This window comes from Streptomyces sp. NPDC059861, assembly GCF_042731435.1.
Lineage (GTDB): Bacteria > Actinomycetota > Actinomycetes > Streptomycetales > Streptomycetaceae > Streptomyces.
Map to the genome: position 1 here is coordinate 376,084 of NZ_JBHWJQ010000001.1, position 23,378 is coordinate 399,461.

General features: G+C 68.2%; 15 protein-coding genes. 6 read left to right on the plus strand and 9 right to left on the minus strand.

The annotated features are described in order from the left end of the window. Positions 1-33: 33 nt before the first annotated feature. From dxs to ngcE, 8 genes are all read right to left on the minus strand, one after another. A complete protein-coding gene (gene dxs / locus ACFV6X_RS01640) occupies positions 34-1,956 on the minus strand; it encodes a 1-deoxy-D-xylulose-5-phosphate synthase (RefSeq protein WP_385376014.1) in 1,923 nt (640 codons plus the stop codon). A 193-nt stretch (positions 1,957-2,149) separates the two neighbouring features. Beyond that, a complete protein-coding gene (locus tag ACFV6X_RS01645) occupies positions 2,150-3,445 on the minus strand; it encodes a sugar ABC transporter permease (RefSeq protein ID WP_385376017.1) in 1,296 nt (431 codons plus the stop codon). Continuing rightward, complete coding sequence (locus ACFV6X_RS01650) at positions 3,442-4,233, minus strand: ATP-binding cassette domain-containing protein (protein ID WP_365446517.1); 792 nt, start codon at positions 4,231-4,233, stop codon at positions 3,442-3,444. Before ACFV6X_RS01650 ends, ACFV6X_RS01645 begins: the two co-directional genes overlap by 4 nt. A gap of 183 nt (positions 4,234-4,416) precedes the next feature. Next, the gene (locus ACFV6X_RS01655; RefSeq protein ID WP_385376277.1) at positions 4,417-5,520 is read right to left on the minus strand and encodes a substrate-binding domain-containing protein; all 1,104 of its coding nucleotides are present in this window, start codon (positions 5,518-5,520) and stop codon (positions 4,417-4,419) included. 132 nt (positions 5,521-5,652) lie between these two features. Further along, a complete protein-coding gene (locus tag ACFV6X_RS01660) occupies positions 5,653-6,864 on the minus strand; it encodes an ROK family protein (RefSeq protein WP_385376020.1) in 1,212 nt (403 codons plus the stop codon). A gap of 192 nt (positions 6,865-7,056) precedes the next feature. Continuing rightward, positions 7,057-7,980, minus strand: a complete 924-nt coding sequence (locus ACFV6X_RS01665; RefSeq protein WP_385376022.1) for a carbohydrate ABC transporter permease — start codon at positions 7,978-7,980, stop codon at positions 7,057-7,059. A 15-nt stretch (positions 7,981-7,995) separates the two neighbouring features. After that, positions 7,996-8,925 carry a carbohydrate ABC transporter permease gene (locus tag ACFV6X_RS01670; RefSeq protein WP_385376025.1) on the minus strand — a complete coding sequence of 310 codons (930 nt, stop codon included), beginning with the start codon at positions 8,923-8,925 and terminating at the stop codon, positions 7,996-7,998. Positions 8,926-9,035: 110 nt separating this feature from the next. Beyond that, positions 9,036-10,481 (minus strand): N-acetylglucosamine/diacetylchitobiose ABC transporter substrate-binding protein, encoded by a 1,446-nt coding sequence (gene ngcE, locus ACFV6X_RS01675; RefSeq protein ID WP_385376028.1) that lies wholly within the window; start codon positions 10,479-10,481, stop codon positions 9,036-9,038. A gap of 417 nt (positions 10,482-10,898) precedes the next feature. On the opposite strand from ngcE, the gene ACFV6X_RS01680 reads away from it, so the two are divergent. Further along, on the plus strand, positions 10,899-14,645 hold the full coding sequence (locus ACFV6X_RS01680; RefSeq protein WP_385376030.1) for a GH92 family glycosyl hydrolase: 3,747 nt from the start codon (positions 10,899-10,901) through the stop codon (positions 14,643-14,645). 331 nt (positions 14,646-14,976) lie between these two features. Then, positions 14,977-15,891 (plus strand): RNA polymerase sigma factor SigJ, encoded by a 915-nt coding sequence (sigJ, locus tag ACFV6X_RS01685; protein WP_385376033.1) that lies wholly within the window; start codon positions 14,977-14,979, stop codon positions 15,889-15,891. Positions 15,892-15,970: 79 nt separating this feature from the next. Here the strand turns inward: sigJ and acnA are convergent, their stop codons facing one another. Beyond that, positions 15,971-18,688, minus strand: coding sequence for an aconitate hydratase AcnA (gene acnA / locus ACFV6X_RS01690; RefSeq protein ID WP_385376036.1), 2,718 nt, complete (start codon positions 18,686-18,688; stop codon positions 15,971-15,973). Between the two features lie 332 nt (positions 18,689-19,020). On the opposite strand from acnA, the gene ACFV6X_RS01695 reads away from it, so the two are divergent. The 4 genes from ACFV6X_RS01695 to ACFV6X_RS01710 all read left to right on the plus strand — a co-directional run bounded on the left by ACFV6X_RS01695 (position 19,021) and on the right by ACFV6X_RS01710 (position 23,313). After that, the gene (locus tag ACFV6X_RS01695) at positions 19,021-19,218 is read left to right on the plus strand and encodes a DUF4236 domain-containing protein (protein ID WP_385376039.1); all 198 of its coding nucleotides are present in this window, start codon (positions 19,021-19,023) and stop codon (positions 19,216-19,218) included. A gap of 64 nt (positions 19,219-19,282) precedes the next feature. After that, positions 19,283-20,812: a UDP-N-acetylglucosamine 1-carboxyvinyltransferase gene (locus ACFV6X_RS01700; protein WP_365453147.1), complete on the plus strand. Its 1,530-nt coding sequence runs from the start codon at positions 19,283-19,285 to the stop codon at positions 20,810-20,812. A gap of 684 nt (positions 20,813-21,496) precedes the next feature. Beyond that, the gene (locus tag ACFV6X_RS01705) at positions 21,497-22,831 is read left to right on the plus strand and encodes a helix-turn-helix domain-containing protein (protein ID WP_385376041.1); all 1,335 of its coding nucleotides are present in this window, start codon (positions 21,497-21,499) and stop codon (positions 22,829-22,831) included. Then, complete coding sequence (locus ACFV6X_RS01710; RefSeq protein WP_385376044.1) at positions 22,828-23,313, plus strand: WhiB family transcriptional regulator; 486 nt, start codon at positions 22,828-22,830, stop codon at positions 23,311-23,313. The genes ACFV6X_RS01705 and ACFV6X_RS01710 overlap by 4 nt, the downstream gene beginning before the upstream one ends. The last annotated feature ends 65 nt before the right edge of the window (positions 23,314-23,378 follow it).

The following is a 23,378-nucleotide window of genomic DNA, read 5'->3' on the forward strand; positions in this document are numbered from 1 at the left end:
CGGCCCATTCAGGGGGTCGCGGACGCGCGGGCGTCAGTCGCGCGCGGCCTCGATCTCGTCGGCGGCCGCCCGCACGTAGCGCCCGTCGAGCCGGGAGACCAGGCCGGTGACCTGCCGGGCGATGTCCGGGGCGGTCAGGCCGATCTCCGCCATGACCTCGGCGCGGGAGGCGTGGTCGAGGAAGCGCGGCGGGATGCCGAAGTCGCGCAGCGGCACGTCGACGCCCGCGTCCCGCAGTGCCTGGGCGATGGTCGAGCCGACGCCGCCCACGCGGGAGTTGTCCTCGACGGTGACGACCACGCGGTGGCGCTCGGCGAGCGGGGCCATGGCCTCGTCGACGGGCTTGACCCAGCGCGGGTCGACGACGGTGGTGGAGATGCCCTGCTTGTCGAGGAGCGCGGCGATCTCCAGGCACATCGGCGCGAGAGCGCCGACCGAGACCAGGAGCACGTCCGGGGTGGTGGTGCCGGGCTCGCGCAGCACGTCCATGCCGCCGACCCGGCCCACCGCGGGTACGGCGGGGCCGACGGCGCCCTTGGAGAAGCGCACCACGGTCGGCGCGTCGTCGACGTCCACGGCCTCGCGCAGCTGGGCGCGCACCTGCTCGGCGTCGCGCGGGGCGGCGAGCCTGAGGCCCGGGACGACCTGGAGGATCGACATGTCCCACATGCCGTTGTGGGACGCGCCGTCGGTGCCGGTGACGCCGGCCCGGTCCAGCACGAAGGTCACGCCGCACCTGTGCAGGGCTACGTCCATCAGGACCTGGTCGAACGCGCGGTTGAGGAAGGTGGCGTACACGGCGAAGACGGGGTGCACTCCGCCGGTGGCGAGGCCCGCCGCGGAGACGGCGCCGTGCTGCTCGGCGATGCCGACGTCGTAGACCCGCTCCGGGAAGGCCTTCGCGAACCGGTCCAGGCCGACCGGCTGGAGCATCGCGGCGGTGATGGCGACGACGTCCTCGCGCTCCTGGCCGAGCTTGACCATCTCGTCGCCGAAGACGGAGGTCCAGTCGGCGCCGGAGGAGGCGATCGGCAGGCCGGTGTCGGGGTGGATCTTGCCGACGGCGTGGAAGCGGTCGGCCTCGTCCTGGAGGGCGGGCTGGTAGCCGCGGCCCTTCTCGGTGAGGCAGTGCACGATCACGGGGCCGCCGAACCGCTTGGCGCGGGCCAGCGCCGACTCCAGCGCCTCGATGTCGTGGCCGTCGATCGGTCCGACGTACTTCAGGCCGAGGTCCTCGAACATGCCCTGCGGCGCGATGAAGTCCTTCAGGCCCTTCTTGGCGCCGTGCAGTGTGTCGTAGAGCGGGCGGCCGACGACCGGGGTGCGCTCCAGGACCTCCTTGGTGCGCGCCAGGAAACGCTCGTAGCCGTCCGTGGTGCGCAGCGTCGCGAGGTGGTTGGCGAGGCCGCCGATCGTGGGGGCGTAGGAGCGCTCGTTGTCGTTGACGACGATGACCAGGGGGCGGTCCTTGGCGTCGGCGATGTTGTTCAGCGCCTCCCAGGCCATACCGCCGGTGAGCGCGCCGTCGCCGATCACGGCGACCACGTGGTCGTCACGCTTGAGCAGCTGGTTGGCCTTCGCCAGGCCGTCGGCCCAGCCGAGGACCGTGGAGGCGTGGCTGTTCTCGATGACGTCGTGCTCGGACTCGGCCTGCGAGGGGTAACCGGACAGGCCGCCCTTCATCTTCAGCCGCGAGAAGTCCTGCCGGCCGGTGAGCAGCTTGTGGACGTAGGCCTGGTGGCCGGTGTCCCAGAGCACCTTGTCCTTCGGCGAGTCGAACACGCGGTGCAGGGCGATGGTCAGCTCGACCACGCCGAGGTTGGGTCCGAGGTGGCCGCCGGTCTTGGAGACGGCCTCGACGAGGAAGGTCCGGATCTCCTCGGCCAGCTGAGCCAGCTCCTCCGGGCTGAGCCGGTCCAGATCGCGCGGTCCCGTGATGCGGGTCAGCAGCGGCACCCGTGCCTCCTTGCAGTAGAGCTGTTCGAGCTGTTGCCGGGCTTGTCGAGTCTAATGTTCCGCCCCGGCACCCGACGCCAGGGCGGTGGGTCGTACGTCACGCGTACGGCTCTACCCAGCAGAAGCCGCTTCCACGACATGACTGTGCCCGGCACCTTCGTCGGTGCCGGGCACTGTCACCTACGGCGCGTGGCTATGCGCGACCCGCCGTCTTCTGCGTCTTGCGGGTGATCGAGTCGATGACCACCGTGGTCAGCAGCACACCGGCCGTGATCATGTACTTCACCGGCTCGGCGATGGACTCCAGCTGGAGGCCGTACTGGATGGAGACGATCACCAGCACACCCAGCAGCGCGTTCCAGGTGCGGCCGCGGCCACCGAAGAGGCTCGTGCCGCCGATGACCGCCGCGGCGATCGCGTTCATCAGGAGGTCGCCGGTGCCGGCGCTCTGGTTGGCGGAGGCGATCTTCGAAGCCAGGAAGAGACCGCCGATCGCGGCGAACCCGCCGGAGATCGCGAACACGGAGATCCGGACGGCCGTGACGTTGATACCGGCACGCCTCGACGCCTCGACGCTGCCACCGAGGGCGAAGATCTTGCGGCCGTAGGTGGTCCGGCGGAGCACGAAGTCCGTGCCCACCAGGAACACCAGGAAGATCACGGTCGCCAGCGGCAGGCCCTTGTACTGGTTGTACATGAACGCCGCGGCGAAGGAGATCACCGCAAGCAGACCGGTCCGCATCAGCGTGTCGCTCATCGGCCGGGACGGAACACCCGCCGCCTCACGGCGCCGGTTGCCGAGGAACGAGCTGACGAAGAAGACAGCGGTCACCACGGCCGCCAGGCCGTACGCGGCGGCGACGTCGGTGAAGAAGTACGTCGTCAGCCGGCCGATGAAGCCTTCGCTGTCCAGGTTGATGGTGCCGTTCTCGCCCAGCGTCTGGAGCATGAAGCCCAGCCAGAAGAGCAGACCGGCCAGGGTGACGGCGAACGCCGGGGCGCCGAGCACCGCGAAGAAGAAGCCGTGCGCCGCGCCGATGGCGGCACCCGCGGCGATGGCGAAGAGCACCGCCGCCCACTCCGGCCAGCCCTGATTCACCGCGAGCACGGCCGCGATGGCGCTGGAGGCGCCGCTGACCGAGCCGACCGACAGGTCGATCTCGCCGAGCAGCAGCACGAACACGATGCCGACCGAGATCATGCCGGTGCCGACCATCGTGACGGTGATGTCGTTGATGTTCTGCGCGGACAGGAACGCGGAGTTCAGGCTCTGGAAGACGATGCAGATGATGATCAGGCCGACGATGACCGGGATGGAACCCAGCTCACCCGCCTTCATCTTGCGCTTGAACTCGCCCAGGTAACCGGCGAGTCCCTGCTCGCGTACCAGCAGACGGGGGTCGACCGCGGTCACCGCGGCGGCGGCCGCCTCGGGGTTCTCGACGGCCTGCCCGTCCGCCGCGGGCGTGGAGGTCTTGTCGATGCTCACTTGGAAACCTCCCCGTTCGTGCGCGCCGCACGGCGGGTCACGGCGTTCTCGGTGGCGCCGGTGATGGCGGAGATGATCTCCTCCTGCGAGGTCGTCTTGACCTCGAAGACGCCGTTGTTACGGCCCAGGCGCAGTACCGCCACCTTGTCGGCGACAGCCTTGACGTCGGCCATGTTGTGGCTGATCAGGATCACGGCGTGGCCGCGTTCCCGCAGCCGCTCCACCAGGTCGAGGACCTGGGCGGTCTGCTCGACGCCGAGGGCGGCGGTCGGCTCGTCGAGGATGACGAGCTTGGGCTCGCCGAGCATCGAACGTGCGATGGCCACGGTCTGGCGCTGACCGCCGGAGAGCGAGGCGATCGGGATGCGCACGCTGGGAATGCGGATCGAGAGCGTCGTCAGCAGCTCGCGCGCGCGGCGCTCCATCTCGACCTCGTCGAGAACCCCCCACTTCCTCAGCTCACGGCCGAGGAACAGGTTGCCGACGACGTCGATGTTGTCGCACAGCGCGAGGTCCTGGTAGACGGTCGCGATGCCCAGCGCCTGGGCGTCGTGCGGCCTGTTGATCGAAACGGCCTTGCCGTCCCATTCGATGACACCCTCATCGATGGGGTGCACGCCGGCGATCGTCTTGACCAGCGTGGACTTTCCGGCGCCGTTGTCGCCGACAAGGGCGACCACCTCACCGGCGTGGACCTCAAGCTCTACGTCGGTGAGCGCCTGAACGGCACCGAAACGCTTGGAGACCCCGCGCAACGCCAGCACGGGCGTAGCGGACACGTGAACCATCTCCTTCGCCGCCTGACCCGGCGGGAGGTTGTGCAGAAAGACTGGGGGATGTTCCGTCCGGCGCCCCGCGACTAGCTTGCGGGGCTGTGTGTGACGCGGGGCGCCGGAGGAGTCTGTGGTGCGGCCGTCCCGGACGGGAACCCTTCAGCGGGTTCCCGTGCTCAGGAGAGGGCCGGAGCCGGATCAGCCGCCGATGCCGAGCTTGTCGCAGGCGGACTTGTAGTTGCCGGCGCAGATCTCGTCGGTGGTGTAGATGCCGTCCTTGATCACCGTGTCGTTGATGTTCTCCTTGGTCAGGGAGACGACCGGGACCAGGACCGACGGGACATCCTTGGCGCTCTCGCTGGAGACCTTGTCCTTGGCGATGGCGCCCAGGTCCTCACCCTTGGCCAGGGCGACGGCCATCTCGGCCGCGACCTCGGCCTCCTGCGGGTAGGACTTGTAGACGCTCATGAACTGCTGGTCCATGATGATGCGCTGCACGGCGGCGAGTTCGGCGTCCTGGCCGGTGACCGGGATGTCGGCGATGCCCGCGGCCTTCAGGGCGGTGATGATGCCACCGGCCATGCCGTCGTTGGCCGAGTAGACACCGGCGATCTTGCCCTTGCCGAGCGCCGTGATCGCCGCCTCCATGTTGGCGTTGGCGTTGTCCGGCGACCACTCCTTGGTGTCGTACTCCTTGCCGATCTTCACCTTGCCGTCGAGGACGGAGTGCGCGCCCTTCTTGAACATGGCGGCGTTCGGGTCGGTGACCGAGCCGTTCATCATGACGATCTGGCCGCTCTTGGCCTTGTCGCCCAGAGCGTCCAGGAGGGCCTGGCCCTGGGTGCGGCCGACCTCCTCGTTGTCGAACGAGGTGTAGGCGCTGATCGGGCCCTCGGCGAGGCGGTCGTAGGCGACGACCTTGATGCCGGCGTCGGCGGCCTTCTGCACGGAGTTCTTGATCGCCTTGGCGTCCACGGCGTCCAGGATCAGCACGTCCACCTTGTTGGTGATCATCGTGTCGACCTGCTGGGCCTGAAGGTTGGCGTCCTGGCGGGCGTTGTTGTACTGGATCTCCGCCTTGTTGTTCGTCAGCTCCTTGATCTTCTTCTCGATCAGCGGCCGGTCGAACTTCTCGTAACGCGCGGTCTTGTTCTCCGGAAGGAGCAGGCCGACCTTGATGTTGTCGCCCTTGGCGGCGGAGCCACTGGCGTCCTTGTCGCCACCCGCTTCCTCAGCGCTGCCACAGGCAGCCAGCGAGACGGCCATCGCACCCGCGGCAATGGCAACGGCGGCACGACGCATACGCGTGTTCACTTCATAACCTCCCTGACGAGGCCGCGTCGTTGCGGCCGAGGTGGCTGGAAGTCAACTCGGCCACACGTGCGACGTCAAGAAGTAAATCCTTAACGGGTTGGCAACGGTGCCATCCGTTCTCTAAGTGAAGGCAGGTGCAACGGTCGGAAGAGCGCCGCCGACGCTGCCGTCCAAAAGGGTCGAATCACCCATCTCGCTGAGCGCGAGGGCGAGCGCCCCGAGCACCTCCGCACGGCCGCCAAGTGCCCCTGGAAGCACGGACAGTTGGCGCGCGGCACTGGGGATCGCGTACCGGCCGACGGACTCCCTTATGGGCCCGAGCACCAGCTCCCCGGCCTCGGCGAGATCACCGCCCAGGACCACCCGGCTCGGGTTCAGCAGGTTGCAGAGGTTGGCCACCCCACTGCCGATGTGACGGCCGACATCGGCGATCACCCGACGGCAGCCCGGGTCTCCGTCCCGCGCCAGCCGTACGACGCCCTCCATGGTCAGGTCGCTGCCGTGACTGGACTGGAGGAGCGGGAGCACATAGCGGGCGGCCGCGAAGGTCTCCAGACAGCCCCGGTTTCCGCAGCGGCATACGGGGCCTGATTCGTCGAGTGTAATATGTCCGATTTCACCGGCGGTGCCGCCGGGCCCGCGGTAGATCTTCCCGTCGATCACCAGTCCGGCGCCGACCCCGCTGGCGACCTTGATGTAGGCCAGGTCGCGCACGCCCTTGCCGCCGCCCCAGACCAGCTCGCCTAGGGCGCCCAGGTTGGCGTCGTTGTCCACGTGCACCGGTACGCCGAGCCGCCCCCGCAGCTCCTCGGCGGGCCGGGCGCCGGTCCAGCCGGGCAGGATCGAGGTCGAGCCCAGCGTCCCGGACTCCACGTCGATCGGTCCGGGCACGCCGAGGCCCACCCCGGCGATCTTGGCCGGGTCCACCCCGGTCGCCGCGATCAGCCGGTTTATCAGCTCTTCGGCCCGGTCGAAGCCCTGTGCGGCGGAGGCGTCGACGTCCAGCGGCTCGGACTCCTCGGCCAGCACCTGGTGGGCGAGGTTCCCGACCGCGACGCGCAGATGGGTATGGCCGAAGTCGACGCCGATGACGATGCCGGCGTCGCCGCTGAGCGAGACGCTGCGGGCGCGGCGGCCACCCGCCGAGGTGGGCGTGACCTCGACCGTTCCGCCGTCCTTGAGCTCACGGACGATGTTGGAGACCGTCGCCGCGGACAGGCCGGTCGTCCTTGCGATCTCCGCCTGCGTGAGGGATCCGGCCAGCCGTACGGCTCGGACCACCCGCTCCAGGTTGGCTCGGTGCAGCGACGACTGCGACCCCGGAGTCTCCACGACGACCTCCTGCGCGCGGGACCGCTTCGATGAGGCCCCGTCTATGTCCAACTAGTGAACTCTAAGCTGAGCCGTTCGGGTTGCCTCCCGTCAAGAGGTTGAACAGTTTCAGGGAGCCGGGCGCACGCCACACACACCGCTTCCAGGGCGGGAAGCGGTGTGCGAGCGATCGGTCACCAGGCGTTACTCCCGTTACTTCAGGGTTGCCGAAGTCAGGCCCGCCTGCACCTGGCGCTGGAAGGACAGGTACACGACCAGCATCGGGATCATCGCAATGGTCACGCCCGCGAACAGCACGGGGAGGTCGGAGGCGTAGCCCTGCTGCTGCTGGAGCTGGATCAGCCCCTGGGTCAGCACGTAGCGCTCCGGATCGTCACCGCTCTGTGGCTGCATGAGGACCGTCGGCAGGATGAACTGGTTCCACTGCCCGAGCGTGTTGAAGATACCCACGCTGATCAGGCCCGGCTTCGCCATCGGCAACATGACCTGGAAGAACGTCCGGGTGTGCGAGGCCCCGTCCAGGATCGCCGCCTCGAACACCGCCGTCGGCAGGGTCCGGAAGAAGGCGTGCATGAAGAACACCGTGAACGGCATCGAGTAGGCGACGTAGACCAGGATCAGCCCCTGGTACGTGTTCAGCATGTCCAGCCGCTTCACCATGAAGAACAGCGGGACCAGGGCCAGGAACACCGGGAACATCGCGCCGGCCACGAAGAAGTAGTACAGCAGCCGGTTGCCCCAGAACCGGTAGCGCGCCAGCACGTACGCGGCCATGGAGCCGAACAGCATGGTCAGCGGCACCGAGAAGACCAGCACGACGACCGTGTTGAGGAAATAGTCGCCGATGCCTTTCTCCCAGGCGCGCGTGAACACGTCGAGGGACCAGTTCTGCGGCCAGCCGAAGGCCGAGCCCGCGATCTGCGAGTCGGTCTTGAAGGCGCTGAGGATCAGCCACAGCAACGGCAGGACGATCATCAGGGCCCACAGGGCGAGGAACCCGTGCGAGAACGCGTTCAGCACCACGCCCTCGCCGCGCCGCTCGCCGGCCCGGTCCGAGGGCCGGAACGCGGGCTCCTTGGCGAGGGTGGGGGGGTTCTCCTTGATGGGTGCGCTCATCGTCGTCTCTCCCGCTCAGAACTCGACGCGCTCGCGGCGGGTGGCGCGCAGCATGACCACGGACAGGATCAGGGTGAGAAGCAGCATGACGACGCCCATGGCACAGGCGTAACCGCTCTTCCCGTAGTAGAGGAAGTTGCGCATCATCACCGTCGACATGACCTCGCTGGCGTGGTCCGGTCCGCCGCCGAACTCGCCCGAGGTCATGGTGGACACCAGGATGAACATGTCCATCGCCGCGATACCGAGGTAGACCCACGCGGTCTGCACGGAGTCCCACAGCAGCGGCAGGGTGATGCGGAAGAACGACTGGGCCCGCCCGGCGCCGTCGATGAGCGCCGCCTCGTAGATGTCCCGCGGGATGGACTGCATCGCGGCGGAGAACAGCACCAGATAGAACCCGACCCCGTGCCAGACCACGACCAGGATCAGCGCCCACAGCACGAAATCGGGTTCGTTGAGCCACTCGACGGGGCTGTTCGCGTCGACCAGGCCCAGCTTCACCAGAAAGCCGTTGAGCATACCGCCGCTGTCACTGCGGTACACGGCGCCGAACAGCACCGCGAGAATCGCCAGCGACAGCACCTGCGGGAAGAAGTACACCACCTTGTAGAACCTGGATCCGGCCACGCCCGAGACCCCGCCGGCCCGGCTGCGCCCGCCCGCGTTGAGCATGAAGGCGAAGAACAGAGCGAGCAGAATGGTGATCACCGGGATGAAGACCAGGAACAGGATGTTGTGCCAGATGGCACCCATGAAGATGTCGTCCTGGAACAACGCCTTGTAGTTGTCGAGACCGACGAAGTCGAAGGTCTGCGACTGACCCTTCCAGTCGGTCAGGGAGTACCCGAACGTCTGGATGTACGGCCAGATCACGAACGTCAGATAAAGCACCACGGGAACCAGGAGAAACCCCGCGACGAACCGGTACTGCCCTTTACGCATGAAACCTGCCCCTGCTGTCCCGATCCAAAGGGGCGCGGTGAACCGCGCGACAAGCCGCGGACGGCCCGCGCTCCGCAGTCCACCGCACCCCTACGGCACTCCCCGGAGAACTATTCCCGACGGTTGTTCTTGGACGCGGGATCCTTCGCCGCCTTGTCCACCGCGGCCTGCGCCCGCTTCAGCCACTCCTTGGGCTGAATTCGCCGCGCCATGAGCTCATTGGACGCGTTCTGGATCGCGGTGTCCATCTCGCTGTACCACTCGGTGTACAGGAACCGGAAAGTGTTGTCCCCGGCCGCCTTGGACGCCTCGACCGTGGACTGCGTACCGGGCCGCAGCTGGACGCTGGGGTCGACGCCGTCCTGAAGGATGGTCAGCGAGTTCGCCTCCTTGGCGAACAGCGTCGACCACTCACGGGACAGCATCATCCGCATGAATTCCTTGGCCGCCGGCAGATTGTTCGCCTTGGCCGGGATGATGAACGGCTCACCGGAGCCGGCGCGGATCGCCTCGAACGGCATGACGCTGTCCGGCAGCAACGGCATCGGCAGGAACTTCATGTCGAAGTCCGACGGCGTCTGCTTCAGCTGCTCGTTCTCCAGCCAGGAACCGCTGGTGATGAACGCGGCCTTGTACTGGTTCCACCGGGTCTGCGACTCGGTGTGGGTCAGCCCGTTGGTGCCGGGCATCAGATAGCCCTTCTCGACGACGTCGTAGACGGCCTCGACGGCGGCCTGCGCCGCGTCGGAGCCGACGAACGCCTTCGGATCCAGGTTGTCGATCGCCTTCATGGCGTCCAGACCGCCCTTCTTGGCGATCAGGTCCATGATGGCGACGTTGATGTAGTACGGGTACTTGCCCTGGTGTGCGAGGCCGCCGATGCCCTGCGACTTGGCGTCCTTGCAGACGGCGAGGAAGTCGTCCCAGCTCTTCGGCTCCTCCCAGCCCTTCTCCTTGAAGAGCTTGCCGGAGTACCAAAGGCCCCACACCGTGTAGATGTAGTTGAGGGCGACGACCTTGCCGCCCTGCAGCCCCGGGTCCAGCGTGCCGGGAATGACGGTGTCGCGGACCTTCTTCGCGGGGTCGTCCACGCTCGGCGAGTCCAGCACCTCGGCGAGATCGAGCAGCTGGCCGTTCTTGTACAGCACATCGATTTTGATCTTCTGGGCGCCGGAGTTGTCCACGATGTCCGGCGGATTGCCCGCGTTGAAGCGGGGCTGGAGCTTGCCGGTGATCTCCTGGGTCCCGGTGTGCGTGGAGGTGACGCCCCATTTCTTCTGGAACGCCGCCTCCCAGGCCTTCGCGTAGTCGTCGCCATATCCGCCCTTGAAGATGACGACGTCGAGCTTGCTGCCCTCCTTCACGCCGAAGGGGTTGTCCTTCGACGTCTTGCCCTGGGTGTCGCCGGACGATTCGTCACCCCCGCCACCACTGGCGCATGCGGACAGGAGGCTCATCGCGGGTACGGAGACCAGGCCGAGCGCGGCGGACCGTTTGATCAGTGCGCGGCGGCCGACACCTTCGGCGCCGGAGTTCTCTGCGGATGGGGATCCCATGCTCAAGTCCTCGCCTTCTGAACAGGACTCAGGCGGTGAACCGGATCCTCCCCGGCACCGCGGTCGGGTCAAGCAGGGTCGTGCGGGATGTGCGCGTCATGTGAATCGCCGACAGGTATAGTCCACTTCCCGCCAGCGGAGCAAGATCGAATGCAAGGTTCACCATCGGTCTTTTCCGAGTTGAGACCTCGCGGAAATATGAGTCCCCGGCGGGTTCCTTGCCGGAAGAATTCACGACATGCTGCCTGGAACGACTCAGCCAACACCCTTGACAGCACCGACCACTTGGGTCACTACTGGTCCTTGCGTACGGTATTTGACAACGTTGTCCACAGCGCGCAGGGAGTGGGTTGGCGGATGCGCCACAGAGTTCGGCACAGATGGAGTACGGCGGTCGGGACAACGGCCGCCCTTGTCATGGCCGTCGGTTCACAGGGTGTGGCCGTCGCCCTGCCGGAGGCACCCGCCGCCGACCGGGAGTTCACGTCCTCGTTCGAGGCCGGGGAGCCGGCGCCGGACTGGCTGAACACGGTCGACACCGCGCCGGACGGCAGCAAGCGGGCCGCCGGCGTGGACGGCGGCTACAGCAGCGGCATTCCGGGCAACGTGACCGACCACGTCACCGACGTACGGGCGAACGGCGAGAACGCCGGTGCCGGCGAGGTGAAGGAGAGCCTGGTCGACACCGAGCCCACCACCAAATGGCTGACGTTCACGCCCACGGGCTGGGTCGAGTTCGACCTGGACGAGCCGGTGAAACTGGCCCGGTACGCCCTCACTTCGGCCAACGACCACGACGAACGCGACCCGGCGGACTGGACGCTCCAGGGCTCCACGGACGGCAAGGACTGGAAGACCCTGGACACCCGCTCCGGTGAGGCCTTCTCGGAGCGTTTCCAGACGAAGACGTACGACATAGCGGAAACCGCCGCCGCCGAGTTCCAGCACTACCGGCTGGACATCACCAAGAACAACGGCGGAACCATTCTGCAGTTGGCGGACGTGCAGTTCTCCACGGGCGGCAGCGACGGGCCGGTGCCGCAGGACATGCTGTCGCTGGTCGACCGCGGCCCGAGCGGCTCGCCCACCGCGAAGGCGGGCGCCGGGTTCACCGGCAAGCGGGCGCTGCGGTACGCCGGCCGGCACACCGCGGACGGCCGCGCCTACTCGTACAACAAGATCTTCGACGTCGATCTGGCGGTCGGCCGGGACACCGAGCTCTCGTACCGGATCTTCCCCTCGATGGCGGACGGCGACCTGGACTACGACGCCACCAACGTCTCCGTCGACCTCGCCTTCACCGACGGCACCCACCTCAGCGGCCTCGGGGCGAAGGACCAGCACGGCTTCGGGCTCACCCCACGCGCGCAGGGCGAGGCCAAGGTGCTCTACGTCAACCAGTGGAACAACGTCGTGTCACGGATCGGTTCGGTGGCAGCCGGCAAGACCGTCGACCGAATCCTGGTGGCGTACGACTCCCCCGCCGGCCCGGCGAAGTTCCGCGGCTGGGTGGACGACGTCTCCCTGACCGTGAAGGCGCCGGAGAAGCCCAAGGCGCATGTCTCGGACTACGCGCTCACCACGCGCGGCACGAACTCCAGCGGCGGCTTCTCGCGCGGCAACAACTTCCCGGCGACCGCCGTGCCGCATGGCTTCAACTTCTGGACGCCGGTGACCAACTCGGGTTCGCTCAGCTGGTTGTACGACTACGCACGTGCGAACAACGCGGACAACCTGCCGACGATCCAGGCGTTCAGCGCCAGCCATGAGCCGAGCCCCTGGATGGGCGACCGGCAGACCTTCCAGGTGATGCCGTCCGCCGCGACCGGCACCCCGGACAGCGCCCGTACGGCGCGTGCGCTGCCCTTCCGGCACGAGAACGAGGTCGCGCGGCCGCACTACTACGGAGTGCGCTTCGAGAACGGCCTGAAGGCCGAGATGACGCCGACCGACCACGCGGCGATGCTCCGGTTCACCTACCCGGGCGACGACGCGAGCGTCCTGTTCGACAACGTGACCGACCAGGCCGGCCTGACCCTGGACAAGGAAACCGGCGTCGTGACCGGCTACTCGGACGTGAAGTCCGGCCTGTCGACCGGCGCGACCCGGCTCTTCGTCTACGGCACCTTCGACAAGCCGGTGAAGGAGGGCTCGTCGAGCGGGGTGAAGGGCTACCTGCGCTTCGACGCGGGCGCCGACCGCACGGTCACGCTGCGCCTGGCGACCTCGCTGATCAGCGTCGACCAGGCCAAGGACAACCTGCGCCAGGAGATGCCGGAGGGCGCCTCCTTCGAGGCGGTCAAGGCGAAGGCGCAGGGGCTGTGGGACCGGCTGCTCGGCAAGGTCGAGGTCGAGGGCGCGACGCCGGACCAGCTGACCACGCTGTACTCCAGCCTCTACCGGCTGTACCTGTACCCCAACTCCGGCTTCGAGAAGGTCGGTTCCACGTACAAGTACGCCTCCCCGTTCTCGCCGATGACGGGCCCGGACACCCCGACCCACACCGGCGCGAAGATCGTTGACGGCAAGGTGTACGTCAACAACGGCTTCTGGGACACCTACCGCACGACCTGGCCGGCGTACTCGCTGCTGACGCCGCGCCAGGCGGGTGAGATGGTCGACGGCTTCGTGCAGCAGTACAAGGACGGCGGCTGGACCTCGCGCTGGTCGTCGCCGGGGTACGCGGACCTGATGACCGGCACCTCCTCGGACGTCGCGTTCGCGGACGCGTACGTCAAGGGGGTCGACTTCGACGAGAAGGCGGCGTACGACGCGGCGGTGAAGAACGCCACCGTCGTGCCGCCGGCGTCGGGCGTGGGCCGCAAGGGCATGGCGACCTCCCCCTTCCTCGGCTACACCAGCACCGAGACGCACGAGGGCCTGTCGTGGGCGCTGGAGGGCTACCTCAACGACTACGGCATCGCCCGGATGGGCCGGACGCTGTACGAGAAGACCGGGGAGAAGCGCTACAAGGAGGAGTCGGAGTACTTCCTCAACCGCGCCCAGGACTATGTGAACCTCTTCGACTCCGAGGCCGGCTTCTTCCAGGGCCGAGACGCCCAGGGCGCCTGGCGGGTGGAGTCCTCGAAGTACGACCCGCGGGTCTGGGGCCACGACTACACCGAGACCAACGGCTGGGGCTACGCGTTCACCGCCCCGCAGGACAGCCGGGGGCTCGCCAATCTGTACGGCGGCCGGGGCGGGCTCGGCGACAAGCTGGACGAGTACTTCTCGACGCCGGAGACGGCCTCGCCCGAGTTCGTCGGCTCGTACGGCGGTGTCATCCATGAGATGACGGAGGCCCGGGACGTCCGGATGGGCATGTACGGGCACTCGAACCAGGTCGCCCACCACGCGATCTACATGTACGACGCGGCAGGCCGGCCGTGGAAGGCGCAGGAGAAGGTGCGCGAGGTGCTGTCCCGCCTCTACACCGGCAGCGAGATCGGCCAGGGCTACCACGGTGACGAGGACAACGGCGAGCAGTCGGCCTGGTTCCTGTTCTCCGCGCTCGGCTTCTACCCGCTGGTGATGGGCAGCGGCGACTACGCGGTCGGCTCACCGCTGTTCACCAAGGCCACGGTCCATCTGGAGAACGGCCGGGACCTGGTGGTCAAGGCGCCGAAGAACAGCGCGAAGAACGTCTACGTGCAGGGTCTCAGGGTCAACGGCCGCAGTTGGACGTCGACTGCGCTTCCGCACTCGCTGCTGGCCAAGGGCGGGGTGCTGGAGTTCGACATGGGGCCGAAGCCGTCCAAGTGGGGCACCGGCAAAAACGCGGCACCCGTCTCCATCACCCAGGACGACAAGGTGCCGGCGCCTCGCACGGACCTGACCACGGGCGAGGGCGCCCTCTTCGACAACACCTCGGCGACGAACGCGAGCGTGACGTCCGTGGAGCTGCCGGTGTCCGGGCGGGCGAAGGCCGTTCAGTACACGCTGACGTCCGCCGACCACGCGAAGGCCCCGACCGGGTGGACGCTCCAGGGCTCGGCGGACGGCGAGAAGTGGCGGACGCTGGACGTGCGCGCGGGCGAGTCCTTCCGGTGGGACCGGCAGACCCGGGCGTTCTCCGTGCCCCGGGCCGGTGACTACGTGAAGTACCGCCTCGTCCTCACCGGTGGGGAGACGACGCTCTCGGAGGTCGAGCTGCTCGGCCGGTAAGGACACGGGATCCGGTGCGGCGCCTCCCGCGCGATTCTTCGCGGGAGGCGCCGTTTCCTTCTTTGCCGGAGGCCGCGTCGTCCTCGCGGGAGGCCCCGCGTCGCCCTCGCGGGAGGCCCCGCGCCGATCTTGGGGGGGAGGCTCCGCGCCGATCTTGGGGGGCACCTCGTCGCTCTTCGCGGGGGCATCTCGTCGATCTTGGTGGGAGGCGCCGCTTCCCCCCCGCGCCTCTCCCCAGGTGGCCGCCGTAGGATCACAGGGAGCGACCCTCCTCGCGGGGAGGTACGCCTGCTGGGGGGCACGACGGTCGAACAGCGGAGGCATCGGCACCATGGACCAGGGACAGCCCCCAGGCGACGACACGCTGAAGGCCGCGGCCGAGACGTTCGAGCAACTGCGCCCCCGGCTGTTCGGCATCGCCTACCGCATCCTGGGCAGTGCCTCCGAGGCCGAGGACGTGGTGCAGGACGTGTGGATGCGCTGGCAGGACACCGACCGTAGCGTGGTGCTGGAGCCCGCCGCGTTCCTGGCGAAGATCACCACCCGGCTGGCGATCAACGTGGCCCAGTCGGCGCGGGTCCGCCGTGAGGCCTACGTGGGGCCGTGGCTGCCGGAGCCCGTGGACACCAGCGTGGATCCGCAGGTCGGCGCGGAGCGCGGTGAGGCGCTGGAGCTGGCCATGCTGCTGGTCCTGGAGAAGCTGAACCCCGTCGAGCGGGCCGCCTACGTGCTGCGGGAGGCGTTCGACTACGCCTACGACGAGATCGCGAACATGCTGCGCCTCAGCCAGGCCAACACGCGTCAGATCGTCAGCCGGGCCCGCAAGCGCCTGTCCGCCGAGCGCCGGGCCCCCGTCGACACGGCGCAGCACCGGCGTCTGCTGGACGCCTTCGTCGCGGCCGCGCGCAACGGTGACGTCGCCGCGCTGGAGAACGTGCTCTCGGCCGACGCGGTCGCCTACGCCGACGGCAACGGCATGCGCGGCGTGGCCCGGCTGAGGGTCCTGGGCGCCGGGCGGGTGGCCATGATCTGCGGCTCCGCCAAGAAGTTCTTCCCCCGGGCGGAGTACAGAGTGGTGGAGGCCAACGGCATGCCCAGCGTGCTGCTGGTCCAGGACGGCGTCACCGTCGCCCTGGTGAGCCTCACCGTGGGTCCGGACGGTATCGACGGGACCTACTGGGTCCTGGCGCCCGAGAAGCTGCGGGCGTACGAGCAGTCGGCCCACCGGCTCGCCGGCCACCCGTAGCGGTTCCCCGGACGCGAGACACGACAAGGGCCGCACCCCCGTTGCCCGGGGATGCGGCCTCGTCGCCGTGCCTGAAGCCTTACTTGCGGATCAGGCTGCGCAGCACGTACTGCATGATGCCGCCGTTGCGGTAGTAGTCGGCCTCACCGGGGGTGTCGATGCGGACGACCGCGTCGAACTCGACGCCGGTGTCGGTGGTGACCTTGACCGTGCGCGGCGTGGTGCCGTCGTTGAGCTCGGTGACGCCGGAGAAGGAGAAGGTCTCCTCGCCGGTCAGGCCGAGGGAGGCCGCGGACTGGCCCTCCGGGAACTGGAGCGGCAGGACGCCCATGCCGATGAGGTTCGAGCGGTGGATGCGCTCGTACGACTCGGCGATGACGGCCTTGACGCCGAGCAGCGCGGTGCCCTTGGCCGCCCAGTCGCGGGACGAGCCGGAGCCGTACTCCTTGCCCGCGAGGACGACCAGGGGGATGCCCTGCTCGATGTAGTTGCGGGAGGCGTCGTAGATGAAGGCGACCGGGGCGCCGTCCTGCGTGAAGTCGCGGGTGTAGCCGCCCTCGGTGCCCGGCGCGATCTGGTTGCGCAGGCGGATGTTGGCGAACGTGCCGCGGATCATGACCTCGTGGTTGCCGCGGCGGGAGCCGTAGCTGTTGAAGTCGCGGCGCTCGACGCCGTGCTCCGTGAGGTACTGGCCGGCCGGGGTGTCGGCCTTGATGGCGCCGGCCGGGGAGATGTGGTCGGTGGTGACCGAGTCGCCCAGCTTGGCGAGCACCCGGGCGCCGGCGATGTCCTGGACCGGGTCCGGCTTCATCCGCATGCCCTCGAAGTACGGGGGCTTGCGGACGTAGGTGGACTCGGCGTCCCACTCGAAGGTGTTGCCGGTCGGGATCGGCAGCGCCTGCCACTGCGCGTCGCCCGCGAAGACGTCGCTGTAGGACTTGGAGAACATGTCCTCGCCGATGGCGTGGGCGACGACGTCGTTGACCTCGGCCTCGGTCGGCCAGATGTCCTCGAGGTAGACCGGCTTGCCGTCCTGGTCGGTGCCCAGGGCGTCCTTGGTGATGTCCACCTTCATGGAGCCGGCGAGCGCGTAGGCGACGACCAGCGGCGGGGACGCCAGGTAGTTCATCTTGACGTCGGGGTTGATGCGGCCCTCGAAGTTCCGGTTGCCGGAGAGGACCGAGGTGACGGCGAGGTCGTGGTCGTTGACGGCCTGGGAGACCTCCTCCGGCAGCGGGCCGGAGTTGCCGATGCAGGTGGTGCAGCCGTAGCCGACGAGGTTGAAGCCGACCTTGTCGAGGTACGGGGTCAGGCCCGCCTTCTCGAAGTAGTCGGTGACGACCTTGGAGCCCGGGGCGAGGGTGGTCTTGACCCACGGCTTGCGGGTCAGGCCCTTCTCGACCGCCTTCTTGGCCACCAGGGCGGCGGCGACCATGACGTACGGGTTCGAGGTGTTGGTGCAGGAGGTGATGGCCGCGACCGTCACCGCACCGTGGTCGATCTCGTACGACGTGCCGTCGGGGGCGGTCACGGTGACCGGGTTGGACGGGGCGCCGTTCGGGGCGACCGCCGGGGCGTCGGAGGCCGGGAAGGACTCCTGGCCCGCCTCGTCCACGGCGTCGACGTAGTTGCGCACGTCCTGCTTGAACTGCTCGGCGGCGTTCGCGAGGACGATGCGGTCCTGCGGGCGCTTCGGGCCGGCGATGGAGGGGACGACCGTGGAGAGGTCGAGCTCCAGCTTCTCGGAGAAGTCCGGCTCGGCGGCCGGGTCCAGCCAGAGGCCCTGCTGCTTGGCGTACGCCTCGACGAGCGCGACCTGCTGCTCGGAGCGGCCGGTCAGGCGCAGGTAGTTCAGCGTCTCGTCGTCGATCGGGAAGATCGCGGCGGTCGAGCCGAACTCCGGCGACATGTTGCCGATGGTGGCGCGGTTGGCGAGGCTCGTGGCGGCCACGCCCTCGCCGTAGAACTCGACGAACTTGCCGACGACGCCGTGCTTGCGGAGCATCTCGGTGATGGTCAGCACGAGGTCGGTGGCGGTGGTGCCCGGCTTGAGCTCACCGGTGAGCTTGAAGCCGACGACGCGCGGGATGAGCATCGAGACCGGCTGGCCGAGCATCGCGGCCTCGGCCTCGATGCCGCCGACGCCCCAGCCGAGGACGCCGAGGCCGTTGACCATGGTGGTGTGCGAGTCGGTGCCGACCAGGGTGTCGGGGTAGGCCTTGCCGTCGCGGACCATGACGACGCGGGCCAGGTGCTCGATGTTCACCTGGTGGACGATGCCGGTGCCGGGCGGGACGACCTTGAACTCGTCGAAGGCGGTCTGGCCCCAGCGCAGGAACTGGTAGCGCTCCTTGTTGCGGCCGTACTCCAGGTCGACGTTCTGCTTGAAGGCGTCGTTGGTGCCGAACTTGTCGGCGATGACGGAGTGGTCGATGACCAGCTCGGCCGGGGCCAGCGGGTTGATCTTCGCCGGGTCGCCGCCGAGCTCCTTGACGGCCTCACGCATGGTGGCGAGGTCGACGACACAGGGCACGCCGGTGAAGTCCTGCATGATCACGCGGGCCGGCGTGAACTGGATCTCCTGGGACGGCTGGGCCTGCGAGTCCCAGCCGCCGAGGGCGCGGATGTGGTCGGCGGTGATGTTCGCGCCGTCCTCGGTGCGGAGCAGGTTCTCCAGCAGGACCTTAAGGCTGTAGGGGAGCCGGGCCGAGCCCTCCACCTTGTCCAGGCGGAAGATCTCGTACGACTCGTCGCCCACCTGCAACGTGCTGCGGGCGTCGAAGCTGTTCGCCGACACGACGGTCTCCTTCATTCATGTGCGCGTACCACCGCATCCTGCCGCCACGCCGTCTTGGCCGATCCGCTAAGGTAAGGCTAAGTTAGGTAACCCTTACTGCCAGACCGTGTGATGGCGCGCAGCCGCGGTGCGCCTCGGCAGATATCTCGATGTCGAGATAACTCTAATACATAGGGGCTGGATGGTCATGCCCGGACCCGGTGTGATCTCCTCCGCCCCGCCCTCCATGGCGGCCCGTCCCGCGCGGCACCCCTGATTCGGTCATCAGTGCGCGAAGCCGGGGTAACCGAAGGTGAGCCGGCGAGACCGGCGAGCACTGAATGGAGGCGCAGATGCCACTCACGTTCCGCAAGAGTTTCCAGATCCTGCCCGGGGTGCGGCTGAACATCAACCGACGCTCCTGGTCCATCACGACGGGCGGCAGGAACGGGCCGCGGCACACCCGCAGCAGCACCGGACGTCGTACGACCTCGGTGGATTTGCCCGGACCTTTCGGATGGCGCAGGACCCGTTCGACGCGGCGGCGTTGACGGACCGTCACCCGGACGGACCCCCCAGGAGGCGCCATCTCATATCTGAGATAGCCTCAGCCTCATGGCAGACGACTACCTCGTACGCATCGGCAAGCTCATCCGTGACGCCCGGCAGCACCGGGGCTGGACGCAGTCGCAGCTTGCCGAGGCGCTCGGCACCAGCCAGAGCGCCGTCAATCGCATCGAGCGCGGCAATCAGAACATCAGCCTTGAGATGATCGCCCGTATCGGTGAAGCTCTCGACAGTGAGATCGTCTCTCTGGGCTACGCGGGCCCGATGCATCTGAGGGTGGTCGGCGGGCGCCGGCTCTCCGGGGCCATCGATGTGAAGACGAGCAAGAACGCGTGCGTGGCGCTGCTGTGCGCCTCGCTGCTCAACAAGGGGCGCACGGTGCTGCGTCGGGTCGCCCGCATCGAGGAGGTGTACCGCCTCCTGGAGGTGCTCGGGTCCATCGGTGTCCGCGCCCGCTGGATCAACGACGGCGTCGACCTGGAGATCGTCCCGCCGGCCGATCTGGACCTGGGCTCCATCGACGCCGAGGCGGCCCGCCGCACCCGCTCCATCATCATGTTCCTCGGCCCGCTGCTGCACCGCATGGACCGCTTCAAGCTGCCGTACGCCGGCGGCTGCGACCTCGGTACGCGGACCATCGAGCCGCACATGATCGCGCTGCGCCGGTTCGGTCTGGACATCACGGCGACGGAGGGTCAATACCACGCCGTGGTCGACCAGTCCGTGCGGCCGGACCGCCCGATCGTCCTGACCGAGCGCGGCGACACGGTGACGGAGAACGCGCTGCTCGCCGCCGCCCGCCACGACGGCGTGACCGTCATCCGCAACGCCTCCTCCAACTACATGGTCCAGGACCTCTGTTTCTTCCTTGAGGCGCTCGGCGTCAAGGTCGAGGGCATCGGCACCACCACGCTCACGGTGCACGGCATGCCGACCATCGACGTCGACGTGGACTACTCCCCCTCCGAGGACCCGGTCGAGGCGATGAGCCTGGTCGCCGCCGCGGTGGTCACCGAGTCGGAGCTGACGGTGCGCCGGGTGCCGATCGAGTTCCTGGAGATCGAGCTCGCGGTCCTGGAGGAGATGGGCCTCGACCACGACCGCACGCCCGAGTACGTCGCCGACAACGGCCGGACGCGGCTGGTGGACCTGACCGTGCGGCCCTCCAAGCTGGAGGCGCCGATCGACAAGATCCACCCCATGCCGTTCCCCGGCCTGAACATCGACAACGTCCCGTTCTTCGCGGCGATCGCGGCGGTCGCGCAGGGCAAGACGCTCATCCACGACTGGGTGTACGACAACCGGGCGATCTACCTCACGGACCTGAACCGCCTCGGCGGCCGGCTCCAGCTCCTCGACCCGCACCGGGTCCTGGTCGAGGGCCCGACCCGCTGGCGCGCGGCCGAGATGATGTGCCCACCGGCGCTGCGACCGGCGGTGGTCGTGCTGCTGGCGATGATGGCGGCGGAGGGCACGTCCGTGCTGCGCAACGTCTATGTCATCAACCGGGGGTACGAGGATCTGGCGGAGCGGCTCAACTCGATCGGGGCGCAGATCGAGATCTTCCGGGACATCTGAGAAACAGTGCAAATCGTCAAAATTGCCACATGCGGCGACAGCCGCTGAACTTGCCCGTTGACCTGGGAAAACACCATCCGGCACCTTCCCACGGCTTCCCGTAGCTTCCGGCATCTTGTGCAGTCGATGTGCAAGATGATCAAGGATTGCTGACGGTGCGTCAGGGACGATTTTCGCGCGACCGAGGCCCCGTCACTCTTTACGGAGAGTAGCGGGGTCTCGATGTGTTCCCAGGTCAGAGCCACGAAGGCTCTCCCGGCTAGCAACTCTCTGTGCTAACTTCGCTCGGACATGAAGGCGCCGCCCCATACGGGCGAGCCATCGTGTGCAAACTTCACGGCGCCCTGCGCCCGCCTCGGCGGAACAGGGCGGCGACAACACCGGCGAGCACGCAACACAAAGCCCCGAAGCGCGTAAGCACTCCGGGGCTCTCTGTGGAACGGACCTGCCGGTCCTGTTAACCAACCGAAGACCGCGCTTATCAACTTTGGCGAGTAGAGCGCGCGGAACCCGGCCTCAGAAAACAGGTCCGAACCGATGTTTAGTCTGCCACACGGCAGGCTGCCCGCACGAGTCGACGAGCCAACTCAACCTGCCGTTTTGCCTCCTGCTGGCCTGCCTGCACCACGCCCTCCGGGCAGTGGCCCCACCGTCGCTGTCCCAGTCGAACCCTTCCTGACGATCATGCCTCTGGCGTGGCTGGCGCCCCTTCCCGGGGACGCTGTCCGCGTCGCCAGTCTCGTCCTCGATCTCGGCCACAGAGGACAGGGCTCGTACGCCTCTGATCAATGGATCGCCGATGCCCTCGGCCTGCACCGCGTGACCGTCAACGGCTACATGCGCGAGTTGGAACGGCTGGAAGACGGAACCGCGATGACCGCGGTCTCCACCCACCGCTCCACCCTCACCCGCAGGCTTCGACTGCTGCGCCGTGACGAGAACGGGGCCCCGTCGGAACGCTTCTTTCGCGCTTCCGCGTACGCCCGCAATGCTCTGCGCGGCAACCGTTTCAAGGTCTACGCGTACGCGTCGTTCTGCGCCGACACCGGGACCGAATTCCGTAACGCGCAGGCCGGCCGCGCCTGCGGCATCACGGGAAAGGACACCGTCCGACTCATCGTGCGCGGCCTGGTTGCCGAGGGCTGGCTTACCCAAACCCAGGAAGGCGGCGGCCTCCACGGCGCACGGTACGAAGCCCATCCGGCCCCGGTCCCCCACCCTGATCCGACTACACCCGCTGCCCCCGAAACGGCTACAGACCCCCACCCCGATCGGGCTGCACGGAACACCACCCTCGGAACACAACTCTCGGAACAAGCGCGCGAGGTCGTGTGTGGTTCCGCCCGCAGGGCGCATCAGGTTGTAGCGCGAGACCCTGTGGACACCCCGGCCACGAAGACGCTTCCGCAGGCAGTGGCCGCACGCGAAGCGGCTTCGCCGGAACCGCCGGACTCGCCCATCAATCTGACCATCTCGGCCGCTGCCCACCGCGTCCTCCGGGTGCTTCCGGTGAAGCTGAATCCCTGGCAGCGGTGGAAGGCGGGCGAGTCCATCGACCGGGCCGTCAGCGAAGTCTGCGGCGACGTCGAGCGCGTCGCGCACCGGATCAGCCGCCACCTGGCCGACGACGAGCGCGTGACCGACCCGTATCCGTGGATCGTCAGCCGCGGTCTGCGCAACTCCCCCTGTCCCGAGGGCGCATGCGAGGACGGCGTGATCTGGCCGACCGGCGAGACCTGTCGCATCTGTGTCGAGCGCTGGGCCGACCGCCGTGGAACGCCGGTCGCCTTCCGCAGCTCGGCGCCGGTCTTCGAAGTGACCCAGGTGTGCCAGGAGTGCGAACGCCCATGCCGGGGCGAGCCCTCCGCCGACGGGATCTGCGCCGACTGCCGCGCCGAGATCAGCCGCGCCTTCGCCGCTTTCCTCGCCCCTCGCCACGTACCCGCCGCCTCCGAGCACGAGCAGTGGAACACCGGCTGCGCTGCTGAAGTCCGCACAGGAATCCAGAGGTCAGCATGACCCGCATCATCGCCAAGGGGGTCCACGTGACCGCCGCGTACGACGCACGGACCAACTCCTCTCCGCTCGGCTGGCAGACTGCCGCCGCCTGCCAGGGCGAGGACTTGGAACTGTTCTTTCCCCGCGGAGCAGGGGGCGCGAGCACAGCCGCCCAGCACAAGGCGCTCGCCATCTGCGCACGATGCCCGGTGCGGGAGCAGTGCCTGAGCTGGGCACTGGAGAACCGCGCCGACTTCGGGGTCTACGGCGGCATGAGCCACAAGCAGCGCCGCGAGATCACCAACCGCGCTCCGGGGACCAGCCCGTACGCCCCCGGCACGGTCGGAGCCCCGAAGCCGCCCACTGGCGAAGCGAAGCCCGCCGTCGTCCCCCACTGCAAGCAGGGCCATGAGCTGACCGAGGACAACATCCTCATGCAGGGCAAGCGGCGCCGATGCCTGACCTGCGAGACCGCGAAGTCCCAACTGCGAGCGGTGGCATGAGCGGGCGCAGCAACGCCGCCAGTGGACACCTCGCAGGAAACCCCCGAGGGCCGCCCCGTCCGCGC

Excerpts from the sequence above, each read along its gene's own strand:
- ACFV6X_RS01650 (WP_365446517.1), bottom strand. The coding sequence starts at position 4,233 with ATGGTTCACGTGTCCGCTACGCCCGTGCTGGCGTTGCGCGGGGTCTCC.
- ACFV6X_RS01655 (WP_385376277.1), bottom strand. The coding sequence starts at position 5,520 with ATGCGTCGTGCCGCCGTTGCCATTGCCGCGGGTGCGATGGCCGTCTCG.
- ACFV6X_RS01665 (WP_385376022.1), bottom strand. The coding sequence starts at position 7,980 with ATGAGCGCACCCATCAAGGAGAACCCCCCCACCCTCGCCAAGGAGCCC.
- ACFV6X_RS01670 (WP_385376025.1), bottom strand. The coding sequence starts at position 8,925 with ATGCGTAAAGGGCAGTACCGGTTCGTCGCGGGGTTTCTCCTGGTTCCC.
- ngcE (WP_385376028.1), bottom strand. The coding sequence starts at position 10,481 with ATGGGATCCCCATCCGCAGAGAACTCCGGCGCCGAAGGTGTCGGCCGC.
- ACFV6X_RS01680 (WP_385376030.1), top strand. The coding sequence starts at position 10,899 with ATGGCCGTCGGTTCACAGGGTGTGGCCGTCGCCCTGCCGGAGGCACCC.
- sigJ (WP_385376033.1), top strand. The coding sequence starts at position 14,977 with ATGGACCAGGGACAGCCCCCAGGCGACGACACGCTGAAGGCCGCGGCC.
- ACFV6X_RS01695 (WP_385376039.1), top strand. The coding sequence starts at position 19,021 with ATGCCACTCACGTTCCGCAAGAGTTTCCAGATCCTGCCCGGGGTGCGG.
- ACFV6X_RS01700 (WP_365453147.1), top strand. The coding sequence starts at position 19,283 with ATGGCAGACGACTACCTCGTACGCATCGGCAAGCTCATCCGTGACGCC.
- ACFV6X_RS01705 (WP_385376041.1), top strand. The coding sequence starts at position 21,497 with ATGCCTCTGGCGTGGCTGGCGCCCCTTCCCGGGGACGCTGTCCGCGTC.
- ACFV6X_RS01710 (WP_385376044.1), top strand. The coding sequence starts at position 22,828 with ATGACCCGCATCATCGCCAAGGGGGTCCACGTGACCGCCGCGTACGAC.